This window comes from Streptomyces sp. NPDC002276, from assembly GCF_053891435.1.
In genome coordinates, this window is sequence record NZ_JBSFCQ010000002.1 from 240,288 (window position 1) to 256,070 (window position 15,783).

General features: G+C 71.2%; 14 protein-coding genes. 6 read left to right on the forward strand and 8 right to left on the reverse strand.

Annotated features, from left to right (window positions below; genetic code table 11):
* Positions 1 to 5 precede the first annotated feature (5 nt).
* Positions 6 to 1,595, reverse strand: a complete 1,590-nt coding sequence (locus tag ACWIHT_RS06215) for a hypothetical protein (RefSeq protein ID WP_456164956.1) — start codon at positions 1,593 to 1,595, stop codon at positions 6 to 8.
* 15 nt (positions 1,596 to 1,610) lie between these two features.
* On the reverse strand, positions 1,611 to 1,964 hold the full coding sequence (locus ACWIHT_RS06220) for a hypothetical protein (protein WP_456164958.1): 354 nt from the start codon (positions 1,962 to 1,964) through the stop codon (positions 1,611 to 1,613).
* 256 nt (positions 1,965 to 2,220) lie between these two features.
* Between ACWIHT_RS06220 and ACWIHT_RS06225 the strand changes: the two genes are divergently transcribed.
* The 3 genes from ACWIHT_RS06225 to ACWIHT_RS06235 all read left to right on the forward strand — a co-directional run bounded on the left by ACWIHT_RS06225 (position 2,221) and on the right by ACWIHT_RS06235 (position 4,889).
* Complete coding sequence (locus tag ACWIHT_RS06225) at positions 2,221 to 2,820, forward strand: hypothetical protein (RefSeq protein WP_456164960.1); 600 nt, start codon at positions 2,221 to 2,223, stop codon at positions 2,818 to 2,820.
* Between the two features lie 246 nt (positions 2,821 to 3,066).
* Entirely contained in the window at positions 3,067 to 3,729 is a 663-nt protein-coding gene (locus ACWIHT_RS06230) for an RNA polymerase sigma factor (protein ID WP_456164962.1), read from the forward strand.
* A complete protein-coding gene (locus tag ACWIHT_RS06235; RefSeq protein ID WP_456164964.1) occupies positions 3,729 to 4,889 on the forward strand; it encodes a hypothetical protein in 1,161 nt (386 codons plus the stop codon). Before ACWIHT_RS06230 ends, ACWIHT_RS06235 begins: the two co-directional genes overlap by 1 nt.
* Before the next feature lie 214 nt (positions 4,890 to 5,103).
* On the opposite strand, the gene ACWIHT_RS06240 is transcribed toward ACWIHT_RS06235, so the two are convergent.
* Positions 5,104 to 5,904: a L,D-transpeptidase family protein gene (locus ACWIHT_RS06240; protein ID WP_456164966.1), complete on the reverse strand. Its 801-nt coding sequence runs from the start codon at positions 5,902 to 5,904 to the stop codon at positions 5,104 to 5,106.
* A gap of 130 nt (positions 5,905 to 6,034) precedes the next feature.
* On the opposite strand from ACWIHT_RS06240, the gene ACWIHT_RS06245 reads away from it, so the two are divergent.
* Together ACWIHT_RS06245 and leuE are read left to right on the forward strand one after the other, a co-directional pair.
* On the forward strand, positions 6,035 to 6,244 hold the full coding sequence (locus tag ACWIHT_RS06245) for a hypothetical protein (protein ID WP_456166051.1): 210 nt from the start codon (positions 6,035 to 6,037) through the stop codon (positions 6,242 to 6,244).
* A 30-nt stretch (positions 6,245 to 6,274) separates the two neighbouring features.
* Complete coding sequence (leuE, locus tag ACWIHT_RS06250; RefSeq protein WP_456164968.1) at positions 6,275 to 6,931, forward strand: leucine efflux protein LeuE; 657 nt, start codon at positions 6,275 to 6,277, stop codon at positions 6,929 to 6,931.
* Here leuE and ACWIHT_RS06255 read toward each other — a convergent pair.
* Positions 6,928 to 8,358, reverse strand: a complete 1,431-nt coding sequence (locus ACWIHT_RS06255) for an FAD-dependent oxidoreductase (protein WP_456164970.1) — start codon at positions 8,356 to 8,358, stop codon at positions 6,928 to 6,930. The genes leuE and ACWIHT_RS06255 overlap by 4 nt on opposite strands.
* 83 nt (positions 8,359 to 8,441) lie before the next feature.
* On the opposite strand from ACWIHT_RS06255, the gene ACWIHT_RS06260 reads away from it, so the two are divergent.
* On the forward strand, positions 8,442 to 9,092 hold the full coding sequence (locus ACWIHT_RS06260; protein ID WP_456164972.1) for a TetR/AcrR family transcriptional regulator C-terminal domain-containing protein: 651 nt from the start codon (positions 8,442 to 8,444) through the stop codon (positions 9,090 to 9,092).
* Between the two features lie 124 nt (positions 9,093 to 9,216).
* Here ACWIHT_RS06260 and ACWIHT_RS06265 read toward each other — a convergent pair whose 3' ends face one another.
* The 4 genes from ACWIHT_RS06265 to ACWIHT_RS06280 form a co-directional block, all read right to left on the reverse strand.
* Positions 9,217 to 10,425: a transglycosylase family protein gene (locus tag ACWIHT_RS06265; RefSeq protein ID WP_456164974.1), complete on the reverse strand. Its 1,209-nt coding sequence runs from the start codon at positions 10,423 to 10,425 to the stop codon at positions 9,217 to 9,219.
* 122 nt (positions 10,426 to 10,547) lie between these two features.
* Positions 10,548 to 12,008: a hypothetical protein gene (locus ACWIHT_RS06270; RefSeq protein WP_456164976.1), complete on the reverse strand. Its 1,461-nt coding sequence runs from the start codon at positions 12,006 to 12,008 to the stop codon at positions 10,548 to 10,550.
* Between the two features lie 70 nt (positions 12,009 to 12,078).
* On the reverse strand, positions 12,079 to 14,124 hold the full coding sequence (locus ACWIHT_RS06275) for a DUF1906 domain-containing protein (RefSeq protein WP_456164978.1): 2,046 nt from the start codon (positions 14,122 to 14,124) through the stop codon (positions 12,079 to 12,081).
* Positions 14,125 to 14,406: 282 nt separating this feature from the next.
* Entirely contained in the window at positions 14,407 to 15,582 is a 1,176-nt protein-coding gene (locus ACWIHT_RS06280; RefSeq protein ID WP_456164980.1) for an acyltransferase family protein, read from the reverse strand.
* Between the last annotated feature and the right edge of the window lie 201 nt (positions 15,583 to 15,783).

Sequence of the window (15,783 nt, forward strand, 5' to 3'; positions counted from 1 at the left end):
GGGAGTCACCCTTCCACGGTGTTCTCAGTGTTCTCAGTGTTCTCAGTGTTCTCAGCGCCGAATCCCTCGGCCAGGATGTTGCTGATCTGTTCGAACCCCTTGGCGAGTGCCGCCGCCTCGGGGTCGCTGAGCGCGTGCTGTCGAGGCGCCGTGTCGCGGGGCCGGGCCCGCCGCGGCTGCCGCTTCGGCAGTGCGTGGGCGTGCGCGGGCCCCGGGCCCGCCGGGTCCCGCGAGGGCGCTACGACCGGAGCGTTCCGCACGGGCAGTACGGCCGGAGCGGCGGACGCCGACACCGGAACTGGAACTGGCTGCTCGTGCCAGCCGAACCACGGCGGAACCGGGACCGTCTCCGTGTCGGTCGCCGAGGCCACCGGCCGGGGCACCGGCCGCAACAGGGCAGCCCCCTCCTCCGACCCCACGCGCACGACGGGACGGTCCGCGTCCTCCTCCGTGGCCAGCCGCTCCGCCGGGATCAGCAGATCCGCGCGGACACCGCCCGAGGCGGACGGCGACAACGACACCCGCAGGTCGTAGTGGTGGATCAGCCGGCCGATGACCAGGAACCCGAGCGCGAACGGCTCGGCCAGCGCGGTCACATCCGCACCGCCCGAGGCCAACGCCCGCTCCGCCCGCTCCAGTTGCAGCGGACTCATGCCCAGGCCGCTGTCCTCCACGGTGATACGGATACCGGCCCGCACCCGCTGCACATACGTGGAGGCCTTCTCCCCCGAGTAGGCCGTGGCGTTGTCGAGCAGCTCCGTCAGCGCCACGATCACCGGCTCGACGATCAGACCCTCGACCAGGACGTCGGCGGTCTCGGCCTGGAAGGCGTACTCGACCGCGTCGAAGTGGTGGATGTGCCCGCGGGCACTCTCGATGATCTCCAGGACCGAGCAGTTGGCCCGCTGCACACCGGGCCAGGAATCGGCGAGGATGCGCAGCCGCTGCACGGTGTGACCGGCCAGCGTGACCGCGTGGTCGATCCTTGCCAGCGCCCGGGAGGCGGCGCCGCCCGCGCTCGCGCCCCAGTCCTCGTCGGCGTCGAGGGCCGCGTCGATGTCCCGCTGCGCCCGCGTCAGACCGGCCTGGATCTCCTCCGCGGCCACCCGCACACCGGCACCGGCCGACTCCTCGGCCTGCCGCCGCACGTCCGCCGCGGTCTTCCGCAGCAGTGCGTCGAGTGCGCTGAGATAGCCGGCGATCTCCGAGCCCTCAAGGGAGTCGTGGCGCAGCCCCGGCCGGTGCAGCACCGGGACCCCGCGGATCTCCTGGACCACGGCGGGCAGCCGCCGCTCCACGAAGTGCTCGACCTCCCCGATCACCAGCTGCGCGTACTGCCAGCTGCCGAAGGCCTCGTCGCGGGCCTGTCCGAGCTGCCGCTCCCACTGGGCGCAGATCTCGTCCATCTCCGCGGACTCGGCGCCCTGGCGCGACTCCGCCGCCCGCCGCCCGGCTTCCGCCTCGCGCAGCCGGGCCCGGGCGGTCCTCAGGCGCTGCGCGAGTCGTCTGCGGCCCGGAAGCAGCGCCGCCCATGTCGCCACCGCCGCCACCGTCGCACTGGACGCGCCCACCGCCGCTTCGATCAAACCGGTCACAGGAATTGGCCGTCCTCAGGAGCTGTGGTGCGCGGGCCGGGCGGCCTCTCCCACGCCGTGCGGGAAGAACGCGAGGAACCGGCAGCCCGCCACCGAACTCGGGTAGTGCACGCTCCCGGGCCTGCCCGAGATGACCGAGCCCTTCGGCCAGGTGGTGTGACCGTCGTGGAACTCGCCGTCCAGGATGACCAGATGCTCCCACCGGTGATGCAGGTCCTCCCCGGCGTCGGCGCCCGGGGCCATGACGTACTCCTGGATCACGGAGGGATCCTCCGGGGCGGCTTCCTTGATCGTCTTGACGGTGATGAACGCGGTCAGGGCGGTCGCGGGCAGGTCGTGCGCCGAGGTGACGCTGAAACCAGGAAGCATGCTGTTCCTTCACGTTGGTGAGCGGCCGGGATCGGGTCCATGACGGGCGGCCAACCCCTGTATGGCCGCCCGGCCCTGGGAACATATGAGCCGTCACACGGGCCCCGCCAGGCCACGAGTGCACCATTTCGACGGCTCCCCGTTGCCGCGGTGCACCAGGCCGCTCCCGTCGTTGCCGCCGTGCACCATTGGGCACTCGGGCATTGCCGCGGTGCACCACGGAAGGCACCGTTCGATCAGGAAGCAGGGGGAAGACGTGGGACTGAGCCACGGCTACGACATCTATGTGAGCCCTCGGAACACGGCCAGGGTGCTGGCCGGTCTGGCCGGGCTGGCGCCAACGGCCCGTTCCGTACCGCCACTTGAGGTCATCCTGCCCGGCGGTGACCGGCTCACCCTCCCATTCACGTCCCGATTCGGGAGCGAACCGGTCGACTGCTCGACGGGCGGCACGCTCGAACTCGACACGTCCCTCGTGTTCGACGCCGACGACGCCCTGCGCGAGTACGCGCGGACGCACGGCCACGAACCCGAGGCGGACGGGCGCGTCAGGATCGGGTACGTCTATGTCACGATCCGGTTCGAGTCCCTGCCGCACCCCGGCTACACGTCGGTCGAGTGCTGGGCGGCGACATCGGCGATGAGCCGCCTGTTCGCGGAGTCGGCCCAGGTGCGGAAGGCGTTCACCGACCTCACCGCCGACAGCGGCGGAGTCTGCTGCCTGTTCGACACCGGCGACGGCGGCCCCGAGCAGGTGTACCGGCTCAACGGAGAACCCGTCCGGGAGTCGGTGCCAGGCCCCCGCTTCCCGGATCTGCGAGCACTGGCGGCGACATGGCCCGACCCGGAGAAGTGAGCACGGGCCTGCCGTCGCGGCAACGGCCGGGGCCGCCACCCCCCACAGGAGAGGCCCCGGCCGTCGCGCGGCACGGGCCGCGCGGCGGCCCGTACTCTCTACAGCGTCAGGAGTGCGTTTTCTGTCACACCGCACCCCCGAAGCAAGTAGTTGCGCGTTGTACGGACATGGACGAGGGACAGTTTCAGGTCGTAACGTGCCTTTCGCGCCGGAGGGCGGCCGCGACCGACAAATTCGAGGGACCACGTGCTGGGGGACGACGCGGAGCTGACCGCCGCGGTGCTTGCGGCACAGGACGGGGACGAGACCGCGTTCCGGACTGTGTACCGCACGGTGCACCCACGGTTGCTCGGATACGTACGGACGCTGGTCGGCGAACCGGACGCCGAGGACGTCGCGTCCGAGGCCTGGCTACAGATCGCCCGTGACCTGGACCGCTTCAGCGGGGACGCGGACCGCTTCCGCGGCTGGGCGGCCCGGATCGCCCGCAACCGCGCCCTGGACCACATACGGATGCGTGGCCGCCGCCCCGCGACCGGCGGCGACGAGACCGAGCTGACCGGCCGCGCCGCCGAGTCCGACACGGCCGTGGAGGCCATCGAGGCGCTCGCCACCAACCGCACCCTCTCCCTCATCGCCCAGCTGCCCCAGGACCAGGCCGAGGCCGTCGTCCTGCGCGTGGTGATGGGCCTCGACGCCAAGACCGCCGCGGAGACCCTCGGCAAGCGGCCCGGCGCCGTCCGCACGGCCGCGCACCGCGGTCTGAAACGGCTCGCGGAACTGCTCGGCGGCGACCCGGAATCGGCCGCGGCCCTCGACGCCCTGCCACCCCAGCGAGAGCCGCGCGACCACGCGGTGACGTCCGCCACTGTGACGCATACGCGTGCGCGGACGCAGAAGGACATGTGATGGCCGACGAGCGCTCTGCTGTGCCGGGGGACGCCCCCCGGACCCCCGGCCGATGGCTGGACCGCGAAACCGCCGAGCTGCTGCTGCGCGGCGAATCCCTCGAAGCCGTCGACCCGGCCGCCCGCGACCAGGCCGAACGGCTCGCCAGGACCCTGGGCGCACTGGCCGTGGAACCCACCTCGGACAAGGTCGAACTCCCGGGCGAGGAAGCCGCGTTGGCCGCTTTCCGGGCCGCGCGCACGGGCAGCGAGGTCGAACGGTCCGCCCTCGGCCGACCCGGCCGCGCGCACTCCTCCGACGCCGGGCTCGTCCGGCTCGGGCGGCCGGTGGAGACCGTACGGGGACCGCGCCTCGGCAGACCCGCGCGGTTCGCGCTGACCGCCGCGGTCGCCGTCGGACTGGTCGGCGGGGTCGCGGTCGCGGCCGGTACCGGAGTCCTGCCGTCGCCGTTCGACGACCCGGCGCCCGCCGCCTCCATCTCCGCCGCCGCGACCCCGGACCGCCCGCTGATCTCGCCCTCGCCCAGCGGCACCTTCGGCTCGGACACCCCCTCGGCGGGCGGCGCCACGGCCGGCTCCGACGACTCCTCCGGCGACGCGGTCGGCAGCGGCACGGACCGCACCCCCGCCCCCGGCACCGGAGACGACGAGGCCGCCCACTCGCGCGGCTGGTGGAAAGCCGTCGCCTCGTCCTGCCGTGCCGTGCGCGACGGCAAGTCCCTGGCACCCGGCCGCAAGCGCACCCTGGAGGGCGCGGCGGGCGGCACCTCCCACGTGGGTACGTACTGCAAGGGCCTGCTCAAGACGACCGGCGGCTCGGCCGATCAAGACGGCGGCAACGGCAAGAACGGCGGCTCCCAGGGCGGCGACCAGAGCGGTCCCGGCGGCGGCCAGGGCGACCAGAGCGGCGGCCAGGGCGGTGCCGACGAGGGCAACGGGAACATGGCCCCGGTCGCCCCGGGCGGCGGCACCGCAGGCAGCGGAAGCGGCAGTGGCGGCGGCGGGAGTGCCGGCGGTCACAAGGGCAACGGCGTGGTCGCCACCCCGCTCCCCTCCGCCTTCGCCCCGCTCGCCCGGTGGACACCGTCCGCCCCGGCCCCGTCGCACACCACGGACGCCTCGCGGACACCGGCGCCGAGCCCGACGTACAGCACCCTCTGACCTGCTGCTTTGTGATCCGCGGAACTTTTTTCGCGCGGGGTGTGACGTTTTCGGGCCCCATGGCGCAGTACTGAGTGAGCCGACTGGTCATCGGCCGTCGCACAGAGCCGGGGTTCCCCCCGTACCTACGGCTCGTGCACTCGGCGCGGGCGGGACACGTTCCCCCGGTCCCGCCCGCGCCCCGCACATCTCCCCGCACATCTCCCCTCGCGTCTCACCGGTGGACGACGACCTTGTCGCCGGTCCGCACCTGCGCGAACAGACTCGCGATCGCCGCCTCGTCCCGTACGTTGACGCAGCCGTGCGAACCGCCCGCGTAACCCCGGGCCGAGAAGTCGTAGGAGTAGTGGACCGCCTGGCCGCCGCTGAAGAACATGGCATACGGCATCGGGGAGTTGTAGAGCGTCGACACCCAGTCCCGCGCCTTCCAGTAGACGTGGAACACACCGTCCCGGGTCGGGGTGTACTGCGCGCCGAACCGGACCGACATCGTCGACACCGTCCGCCCGTCGATCATCCAGCGCAAGGTGCGGGTCGTCTTGTCGATGCACAGCACCCGGCCGGTCAGACAGCGCGGATCGGGCGCGCCGGCCGGCTGGCCGCCCATCAGATACAGGTCCCACTTCCCCGGCTCGTGCGTCATCCGCACCAGCCGCTGCCAGGTGACCTTGTCGGTCTCGCCCGTCTTCGGCAGCCCGCGCTTGCCCTGGAAACCGGCGACGGCCTGCTCGGTGAGATCGTCGTAGGTCCCGGTCGGCCCGTCGAAGAGCCAGTCGACCTGCCGCAGCCGCGCCTGGAGTTCGCGCACCCCGGCACCGCTGTCGCCGCGCGACCACAGGACGTTCGCGGCGGGCGTGGGGCTGGGCGTGGCCGAGGGACTGGCCGCCTTGGCGCCCGGCAGCTCGATGCGCACCGGCAGATGGTGCTTGCCGTCCGAGTCCGTGCCCTGCACCGTGCAGCCGCACACCGCAACCAGCGCCGACAGGACCGCAGTGGCGACGACCGCTCTCCCCATACCCGTAATACCCGTAATACCCGTACTACGCATCGCGGACCCCCGCCGTCTCACCGGTGTCACCCGGACACGTACCCCCGGATGACGGGCCGCGAACGGCGCGGCATCGTGGTGACCGGAGGTGCACACCATGGTGCGCGAATCGGAGTCGGGCCTGCCCGTCGAACCCGTCTACGGCCCCGGGGCACTCGCCGACTGGGACCCGGCCGAGCGGCTGGGCGAGCCGGGCAAGTATCCCGACCCGCAGCGCTTCGAGCGAGGCCAGAGCGTCCCGGTTCCGGAGTCCGTAGGAATCGCCCTCGATCTCTCCGTGGATGTCCTCCTCGACGGCGAGGGCTGACTGTCGTAGCCCCATGGCACACTCGTGCTCATGTTCGGTGTCATAGACCTCCCCACCTACCTCGCCGGCCTGGTCCTGATCGTTCTGCTGCCCGGCCCCAACTCGCTGTACGTCGTCTCCGTCGCCGCCCGGCGCGGGACCCGGGCCGGGTACACCGCCGCCGCCGGTGTGTGGTGCGGGGACACCGTGCTGATGACGCTCTCCGCGGCCGGGGTCGCCTCGCTGTTGCAGGGCAATGCCGTGCTGTTCGGGATCGTGAAGTACGCGGGGGCCGGGTATCTGACCTGGCTCGCGTTCGGGATGCTGCGGGCCGCGTGGGTGATGTGGCGGACCCGGAAGGAGCGGGCGGCCATGGAGTCGGCTCCCGCCGCGGAGGCCGCCGACGAGCGGCCGTACCGGCGTGCCTTCGTCGTCAGTCTCTTCAACCCGAAGGCGATTCTGTTCTTCGTCGCCTTCTTCGTGCAGTTCGTCGACCCGGGGTACGCCTATCCCGCGCTGTCGTTCGTCGTGCTCGGTGTCTTCGCGCAGCTGGCGAGTTTCCTCTACCTCAGTGCGCTGATCTTCGGTGGCACCCGGCTGTCGGCGGCCTTCCGGCGGCGCAGGCGGCTCGCGGCCGGGGCGACCTCGGCGGCGGGCGCGCTGTTCCTGGGGTTCGCGGTGAAGCTGTCGCTGGCCGGCTCGGTCTAGCCGACGCGGATACCGAGACGCTCCGCGTACTCCGCGAGGCCGTCCTCCGTGGCGCCCGCCCAGCCGACGTAGCCGTCGGGGCGGACCAGGAAGAGGCCCGTGCCGTACGTCTCTACGGCCGGGCCCTGTACGACCGGGACCGAGGCGGGGACCGCCGTCGGGGGCTTGGTGTCCAGGGCCAGCAGGGTCCAGTGCGGGCCGCGGAAGGCGTCGAAGAGACGGGCGCCGTCGATCGTGCGGTCGGGGGCGCGGTCGCCCGCCCGCAGCGCGTCCTCGGGCAGGTCGGTGCGGGTGTCCACCGTGAGTGAGCGGTCCCGGTAGCCGAGGCCGAGCTGCTGGGTGGCCCTGCCGCGTTCCAACTCCCCGCGGTGGACCCGGGTGGAGATGCCGAGCATGTCGGCGGCGTTGGGCAGCCGTTCCTCCTCGTAGGTGTCGAGCAGGGACTCGGGGGCGCCGTCGCGCAGTACCGCGCCGAGCTTCCAGCCGAGGTTGTAGGCGTCCTGGACGCTGGTGTTGAGGCCCTGGCCGCCGGCCGGTGAGTGGACGTGGGCCGCGTCCCCGGCGAGGAAGACCCGCCCGGCGCGGAAGCGGTCGGCGAGTGCGGCGCGCGGCTGGAAGTTGGAGGCCCAGCGGAGTTCCGTCACGTCCTCGGGGGCGAGGTGGGTGCGGGCGGCCACGGTCCCGCGGACGCCGTCGAGCGAGAGGTCGATGTCGGTGCCCTCCGGGAACTGGGCGACGACCTGGAAGTCCTCGGTGCCGGCCAGCGGGAAGACCGCGAGGAAGCCGACGTCGCCGTGCGGCGGGAAGACGTGCACGTTGTCGCGGTCGAGGCCGGTGATCCGGACGTCCGCGACCAGCATCGGGTGGGGGTCGACGGTCTCGCCGGTCATGCCGATGCCCAGGGTCCGGCGGACGAGCGAGCGACCGCCGTCGGCGGCCACGAGGTACTTCGCGCGGACCGCCGTACCGGAGGCGAACCCGACCGTCACACCCGTCCCGTCCTGGGTGAGGCCGGTGACCTCCCGTCCGAAGGCCACCGTCCCGTCCAGCTCGGTCAGCCGGGCGAAAAGGATCTCCTGGGTGCGCCACTGCGGCACCATCCACGGGGTGCCGTAGGGGCTGTCGGGGTCCGACTCCGACGGCTCGAACATCTGGTGCTCGCCGACCTTCCGCCCGTCCTTCCAGACCGCGCCGACCGGGTAGGCGCCGCCCTTCGCGAGGGTCGTGTCGATCACGCCGAGGTCGTCGAAGACCTCCATCGTGCGCGGCTGGATCCCCTTGCCTCGCGAGCCGGGGAACAGCGCGTCCGCCTTCTCCACGACCAGCGCGTCCACTCCGCGCCGGGCCAGGTCGATGCCGAGGGCGAGGCCGGTCGGGCCGGCGCCGACGATCAGTACGTCCACCAGTGCGTCCGCGTGTTCCGTCATGATCCCCATCTCTCCTTAACGCTGTTAAGTTGCTTCGGACATCAGGGTGCCCTTAACGCCGTTAAGCTGTCAAGCTGTCGAGCGTGAGTACGGAACGACGCATCCCCCTCGACCGCAAACGGGTCGCCGACACCGCCCTGAAGGTGCTGAACGAGGTCGGCCTCGACGGGCTGTCCCTGCGCGCCATCGCCAAGGAACTGGACGTCAAGGCGCCCGCCCTGTACTGGCACTTCAAGGACAAACAGGCGCTGCTCGACGAGATGGCCACGGAGATGTACCGGCGGATGGTCGCCGACGTCCCGCTCGTGCGCGAGGACACCTGGCGGGAGCGGCTGCTGAAATCCAACCGGGGTCTGCGCTCCGCACTGCTCGGCTACCGCGACGGCGCCAAGGTCTTCAGCGGTTCACGCTTCACCGGCACCCTGCACGCGGTGCAGATGGAGGACACCCTGCGGCTGTTCACGGAGGCCGGCTTCACGCTCGCCCAGGCGGTCCGCGCGACCTCGACGTCGTACCTCTACACGATCGGTTTCGTCAGCGAGGAACAGGGCGTCCAGCCACTGCCGGACGAGCGCCGCGAGGGCTACGACATGGACGAACGCGCCCGCGTGATGGCCGACTTCCCCCTGTCGGCCGCGGCGGGCGCGGAGATCTTCCAGGACTACGGCCGGCACTTCGAGGAAGGGCTCGACCTGGTGCTCGCGGGCATCGAGACCCGGTTCAGGACCGGCTGAGGCCATTGCGGATCGCACGGGTGCGGAGTGGGGCGCCCGGGTAATTCCCGGGCGCCCCTAATTCCTTTCTGTATTCTTTTCCGCATTCTCTTCCGCGGATGACGGAAAAGAAATTCGTCAGGTGTCAGGCGTTGGTGCCGACGTGCAGGGTGCCGTTGGGTGTGCCGGTGGCGTAGGTGCCGAAGATGGCGCCGTTGCCGTCGACCTTGCTGCTGACGCTCCAGTTGCCGGTGGTGCCCTTGCGGACGCGGTCCCAGACCTCGCCGTTGACGACTGCCTCGACGTGGATGTCACCGTTGGGCAGTCCGGCTGCGGAGAGCTGGGTGACCGCGCCGCCCGCGTCGATCTGCGAGCTGGCGCCCCAGGCACCGGCGGCCGAGCGGGTGCGGTCCCAGATCTCGCCGTTCACCAGGGCCTCGACGTGCAGCGTGTTGTCCGGCCCCTCGGCGGACGCGAGGTCGGTGATGGCGCCGCCCGCGTCGATTCTCGTGCTGGTGCCCCAGGTGCCGGTGGCGGAGCGGGTGCGGTCCCAGATCTCGCCGTTGACGAGTGCCTGGACGTGGAGAGTGCCGTCGTCCAGCGCGGTGGAGGAGATGTCGGTGACGGCACCACCCCCGTCGATCTTGAGGCTGGTGCCCCAGGTGCCGGTGGCGGACCGCGTGCGGTCCCAGATCTCGCCGTTGACCAGGGCCTGGACATGCAGGGTGCCGTCCGGCAGCGCGGCGGCGGCCACGTCGGTGATCGCGCCCTGCGCGTCGATCTGCGAGGCGGCGCCCCAGGTGCCGCTCGCGCTCATCGTGCGGTCCCAGATCTGCCCGTTGACGAGGGTCTCGACGTGGACCGTGCCGTTGGGCAGGCCCGCGGCGGCGACCGCGTTGACGGCGCCTCCGGCGTCGATCAGGTTCGCGGTCGGGTCCCAGGGGCCGCCGTCCGGCCGGGCCCGGTCCCACACCCGCCCGTGCGGTGCGGACGGCGGATACGGGTCGGCGTTGTCGCTGCCGAGCCCCGCCTGCGGGCCGCACACCGGCCAGGCACCCTCACCCTGCCCGGCGAGCACCTTCTCACCGATCAGGATCTGCTCCTTCTTCGTCGCCAGGTTCGGGTACGACGCGTAGCTCTGGCCGCCGTACGCGTTCCACGTGGACAGGCTGAACTGGAGCCCGCCGTAGAAGCCGTTGCCGGTGTTGATGCTCCAGTCGCCGCCGCTCTCGCACGCGGCGACCTTGTCCCAGGTGGCGACCGAGGCGGCCTGTGCGGGGCTCGGCAGCGCGGTGGTCAGGGCGAGGGCCGCTGCGGACACGAGGAGGGCGGCGGTGAGTCTGCGGCTGGACATGGATGGAGGCCTCCGTGGGGTGGGGAGCCGGGATGCGGCATGGGAAACCCCGGTGCCCGGACGGTGCCGGGCACCGGGGTGATGGTTCACGCGCCTTTCCTGGAAGGGGAGTTGACGGAGTGTCAGGCGTTGGTGCCGACGTGCAGGGTGCCGTTCGGGGTGCCGGTGGCGTAGGTGCCGAAGATGGCGCCGTTGCCGTCCACCTCGGAGCTGACGCTCCAGTTGCCGGTGGTGCCCTTGCGGACGCGGTCCCAGACCTCGCCGTTGACGACCGCCTCTACGTGGATGTCACCGTTGGGCAGTCCCGCCGAGGAGATCTGCGTGACGGCGCCGCCCGCGTCGATCTCCGTGCTGTTGCTCCACGTACCGCTCGCGGCCCGGGTGCGGTCCCAGATCTCGCCGTTGACGAGGGCCTGGACGTGCAGGGTGCCGTCGGGTCCCTCGGCGGACGCGACATCGGTGATGGCGCCCTGGCCGTCGATCTCCGTGCTGGCGCCCCAGGTGCCGGTGGCGGAGCGGGTGCGGTCCCAGATCTCGCCGTTGACCAGGGCCTGGACGTGCAGGGTGCCGTCGTCCAGCGCGGTGGAGGAGATGTCGGTGATCGCGCCGCCCGCGTCGATCTTGAGGCTGGTGCCCCAGACGCCGGTGGCGGAGCGCGTACGGTCCCAGATCTCGCCGTTGACGAGCACCTGGACGTGCAGGGTGCCGTCGGGCAGGGCGGAGGCCGCCACGTCGGTGATGTTGCCGTTGCCGTCGATCTGCGAGGAGGCACCCCACGTGCCGGCCGCGCTCATCGTGCGGTCCCACACCTCGCCGTTGACGAGGGACTCGACATGGACCGTGCCGTTGGGCAGGCCCGCGGCGGCGACCGCGTTGACGGCGCCTCCGGCGTCGATGAGGTTCGCGGTCGGGTCCCAGGGTCCGCCGTCCGGCCGGGCCCGGTCCCACACCCGCCCGTGCGGACGGCTGGTGTCACCCACGATGCTCTTCAGGCGCGCGGGCTTGAAGGTGCCGTAGCCCGAGAAGTACGGGTACGGGATCTGCCGGTAGTGCACGCCGGAGCCCGTGAACTCGTACCCCATGTACGCCGTGTGCGTGGAGTCCGTCCACGACGAGAAGAGGGCCACGTGGCCGGAGCTGCCGGTGGAGTCGTTGAGCAGGACGTCGCCCGCCAGCAGGCTGTCCTTGGTGCTCCACTCGGCCACACCGTCCGGGATGAAGGTGTCGGTGGTGAGGGACGCGCCCAGGTTCCACGCCATCGAGACGTAGCCGGAGCAGTCGGTGCGCCAGCCGTCGTAGTAGTCGGTCTGGCTGTAGGGGATACCTACCCCGACCCAGGTCTTGGCCCGGTTGATCACCTCGGTGCGGGTGATGGCCGGGGAGGCGACGGCCGCCGACAGACTGCCGGCTCCGCTGCCCGGCACTTGTGTGACGGGGCCTTGTCCGTTGCCGCCGTGGTCCGAGGCGGCGGTGGTGGCGGGGTTCGCCGCGGGGGCCGCGCCGGCGGTCTGGGCGGCGCCGAGCAGGCTTGCCACGGCGACGGCCAGACCGACCGAGGCCAGTCTCCCGCGGGTTTTGAGCATGGCGAAGGACACAGTTCTCCTAAAGGAGTCGGTGAAGGCAGGTGATGACGCGAAACGGGCTGGCGCGGCGTCAGGCGTTGGTGCCGACGTGCAGGGTGCCGTTCGGGGTGCCGGTGGCGTAGGTGCCGAAGATGGCGCCGTTGCCGTCGATCTCGGAGCTGACGCTCCAGTTGCCGGTGGTGCCCTTGCGGACGCGGTCCCAGACCTCGCCGTTGACGACCGCCTCTACGTGGATGTCGCCGTTGGGCAGTCCCGCGGAGGAGATCTGCGTGACGGCGCCGCCCGCGTCTATCTCCGTGCTGATGCCCCAGGTGCCGTCCGCGGCCCGGGTGCGGTCCCAGATCTCGCCGTTGACGAGGGCCTGGACGTGCAGGGTGCCGTCGGGTCCCGCGCTGGACGCGACGTCCTTGATGGCGCCCTGGCCGTCGATCTTCGTGCTGGTGCCCCAGACGCCGGTGGCGGAGCGCGTCCGGTCCCAGATCTCGCCGTTGACCAGCGCCTGGACGTGCAGGGTGCCGTCCGCGAGCGCCGTGGAGGCCACGTCGGTGACGGCACCGCCCGCGTCGATCTCCGTGCTGTTGCTCCAGGTGCCGGTGGCGGAGCGGGTGCGGTCCCAGATCTCGCCGTTGACCACGGCCTGGACATGCAGGGTGCCGTCGGGGAGCGCGGCCACGGCCACGTCGGTGATCGCGCCCTGCGCGTCGATCTGCGAGGCGTTGCCCCAGGTGCCGGTGGCGCTCATGGTGCGGTCCCAGATCTCGCCGTTGACGAGGGTCTCGACGTGGACCGTGCCGTTGGGCAGGCCCGCGGCGGCGACCGCGTTGACGGCGCCTCCGGCGTCGATCAGGTTCGCGGTCGGGTCCCAGGGTCCGCCGTCCGGCCGGGCCCGGTCCCAGACCCGCCCGTGCGGGGTGGCGGTGTCCGTCGTGATCTGGACGTCCAGGTAGTCCTGGTCGATGTTGATCGTCGTGCCGCCCCAGGTCTCGCCGTGCCCGCCCGAGTACTGGTGGATGCGCTGGTGGTTGCTCCACCGGGTGCTGGGCACCACCGGATCGTCGGTGTCCGCCGCGCCGTTCCACAGCGCGGAGAAGATGACGTCCGGCATGGTGTACGAGCCGAAGTTGTCCGCCAGATCGTTGATGCCGGAGCTTGAGCTGCTGTAGACGCCGGAGTGGTAGCCCCGGGCGTGCAGCTGCTCGGTCCACGCGGACTCGAAGGCCAGCACGTTCGCGCTGTACGACGAGGAGTACGACTCCATGTCGTAGTACAGCGTCGAACCGGCGCCGAAGCCCAGGGCGGCGGCGTTGGTGACGGCGTCGTTCGCGGCGCTGATGCCCTGGCTCGCGGGCGAGGTCACGGCGGACGCCTGCGGGCCGACGTAGACGGGCACGAAACGCCAGCCGGCGTCGGCCTGTTGCTGCACCCAGCTCGCCGTGAGGTTGGGCTGGCTACAGGCGCGCTGCGAGCCGCCGATGTAGATGCCGACCGCGCTGTACGGCGAACTCGACTGCCAGGCGCTCATCGCGGCGGACGAGGGCGCGGCACAGGTGTCGAAGCCCTTGCCGGTGTAGTTGGTGGCGGTCGCCGGGAGAGCGGCGGCGCTCGCGGCGGTGAGCGGCGCGGATCCCGTGGCGTCCTGGACGCGGGAAGCGGCCGTCGTGGAATCCTGGACGCTGGGTGCGGTCGCCGGAATTCCGGCGCCGGAGAGAATGTTCCGGACGAGCGCCGGGTCCGTGTCGTACGTCGCCGTGACGCTCACCCGGTCCGCCTTGGCGCGGTATTCGCGCTCTACGGGATCGGCCACCGTGCCCCGCCGGTCCACCGCGTTGGCGGCCGGTTCGAGGAGCAGGGACTCGGTGCGGCCCACCAGGTGGCTGGGGCAGTTCTGGTCGGCGCCGGGGTGACCGAGATACACCGTGTGCCGGTCGAACCGCACACAGGCGGTCGGGTTCTTCGCGAGGTCGACCACCTGCCAGGAGTTCGGCACGGTGAACCGATGTCCCTGGTAGTCGAGTTGCCGGGTCGTGGTCGGTACGTCCGCCTGGGCGGGGGCCGTCGCGAGGGCGCCGAGGCCCAGCGACAGGAGTGCGGCGACCGCGGCGGTTCTTCGGTGCATTGTTTATTTCCTCCACTTGCTGAATTCGGGCATGGAAATGTACGAATTGAGGTGGCGCTAAGCAGTGGAAATTCGTTGGACGGGCGAAAGGCTATGATCCACCTGATGATCGGTCAAGGGACTTTTTGATCAGGCGAGTTCGACTGGAAATCGGAATGCGAAATTCGGAATGTCAAATTCCGGGTGAATGTACTGCATTATGGAAAAAGCCCGCCGCGGCCGACAAATAAATGTCGGCCGCGGCGGGCGCGGAGTTTTCTGCGTTTTGTCAGCTGTGTGCGGTCAGCCGCGTGGTGTCGACAGCAGTGAGCGCAGCTTGGGCGTCAGCCGGTTCTCGACGACGCGGTTCAGCACGTAGGCCAGCAGCAGCATGGTGAAGACGGTGAGCACGATGGTCGCGTACGACGGGATGCCCAGTTCCCGGTGATAGGCCTTGATGACGACCCAGCCCAGGTGTTCGTGGACGAGATAGAACGGGTACGTCAGCGCGCCGGCGACCGTCAGCCAGCGCCAGTTCGCCCAGCGCAGCCAGCCCAGGGCGATCGCGGCGACCGCGACATAGCCGAAGGTGACGACCAGGATGATGCCCCAGGCCGAGCGGTTGGAGAACGCCGTGTCGTTGGGCGTGTGCCACAGCCGGGCCACCGCGTAGTGCTGGCCGATCAGCCAGCTGACGGCGACGATGCCCCACGCGTAGGCGTCCTTGCGGTCGCGGTGCACGAGGTAGAGGCCGACACCGCCGATGAAGTACGGCGCGTACTCGGGCATCAGGATGATGTCCAGCAGCGGCGACTTGGCGCCCTGGGTGATCGCCGCGGCCAGCGTCCAGCCCGCGCAGAACATGATCACGCGCCGCCGGTTGGCGCCGGGCAGCACGACGCACAGGGCGAACAGGGCGTAGAAGCGGATCTCCGCCCACAGCGTCCAGCACACCCCGAGCACCCGGTCGACGCCCAACGGCATCTGCAACATGGTCAGGTTGACCAGGAGGTCGCTCGGCGCGGCGGCCTTGTACGCCACCATCGGCAGCGCGAAGACGCCGGTGATGATGAGGATCGCCGCCCAGTACGCGGGCAGCAGCCGGGAGGCGCGGGAGGCGAAGAAGGAGCGCAGCGGGCGGCCCCAGCCGCTCATGCAGATGACGAAGCCGCTGATCACGAAGAACACCTGCACACCGAGGCAGCCGTACGAGAACAGCGTGTGCAGGGTGGGGAACTGGTGTCTGGGCGAGGTGCCCCACGCCTGGACGACCTCGCCGTCACGGCCGCCGTAGTGGTAGGCCGCGACCATGAGCGCGGCGACCAGGCGCAGCCCGTCGAGGGCGCGGAGGCGGGACTCCCGGCGCTTGGGCGGCTGCGGCGGCTCGGCCGGCGGCAGCTCTTCGACGGCCGGCGGCAGGACCGCGCCGACCGCGGTGCCCGTCGGGTTTTCCCGCGTGTCCGCGGGCGTGTCGATCACAAGGTTCCCCTAGATCTGTCTCTGCTGGATCACAGCACACTAGTCCGACATCCGGGCGGGTTTGCGCTCCGGCCGCGACCCTTCGTCACCCCGTCCGCGGCCGTTCACCCAGGTTTCGCCTCCGCGTACCCAACCTTGTCGCGTCCCCGCCACAACTGGTGTGTAAGGCGCTGGACAACACGGCGGGCCGGCCCCCTGGGG

Coding starts and splice junctions, on each gene's coding strand:
- ACWIHT_RS06220 (WP_456164958.1), bottom strand. CDS start 1,964: ATGCTTCCTGGTTTCAGCGTCACCTCGGCGCACGACCTGCCCGCGACC.
- ACWIHT_RS06235 (WP_456164964.1), top strand. CDS start 3,729: ATGGCCGACGAGCGCTCTGCTGTGCCGGGGGACGCCCCCCGGACCCCC.
- ACWIHT_RS06240 (WP_456164966.1), bottom strand. CDS start 5,904: ATGGGGAGAGCGGTCGTCGCCACTGCGGTCCTGTCGGCGCTGGTTGCG.
- ACWIHT_RS06245 (WP_456166051.1), top strand. CDS start 6,035: ATGGTGCGCGAATCGGAGTCGGGCCTGCCCGTCGAACCCGTCTACGGC.
- leuE (WP_456164968.1), top strand. CDS start 6,275: ATGTTCGGTGTCATAGACCTCCCCACCTACCTCGCCGGCCTGGTCCTG.
- ACWIHT_RS06255 (WP_456164970.1), bottom strand. CDS start 8,358: ATGACGGAACACGCGGACGCACTGGTGGACGTACTGATCGTCGGCGCC.
- ACWIHT_RS06265 (WP_456164974.1), bottom strand. CDS start 10,425: ATGTCCAGCCGCAGACTCACCGCCGCCCTCCTCGTGTCCGCAGCGGCC.
- ACWIHT_RS06270 (WP_456164976.1), bottom strand. CDS start 12,008: ATGCTCAAAACCCGCGGGAGACTGGCCTCGGTCGGTCTGGCCGTCGCC.
- ACWIHT_RS06275 (WP_456164978.1), bottom strand. CDS start 14,124: ATGCACCGAAGAACCGCCGCGGTCGCCGCACTCCTGTCGCTGGGCCTC.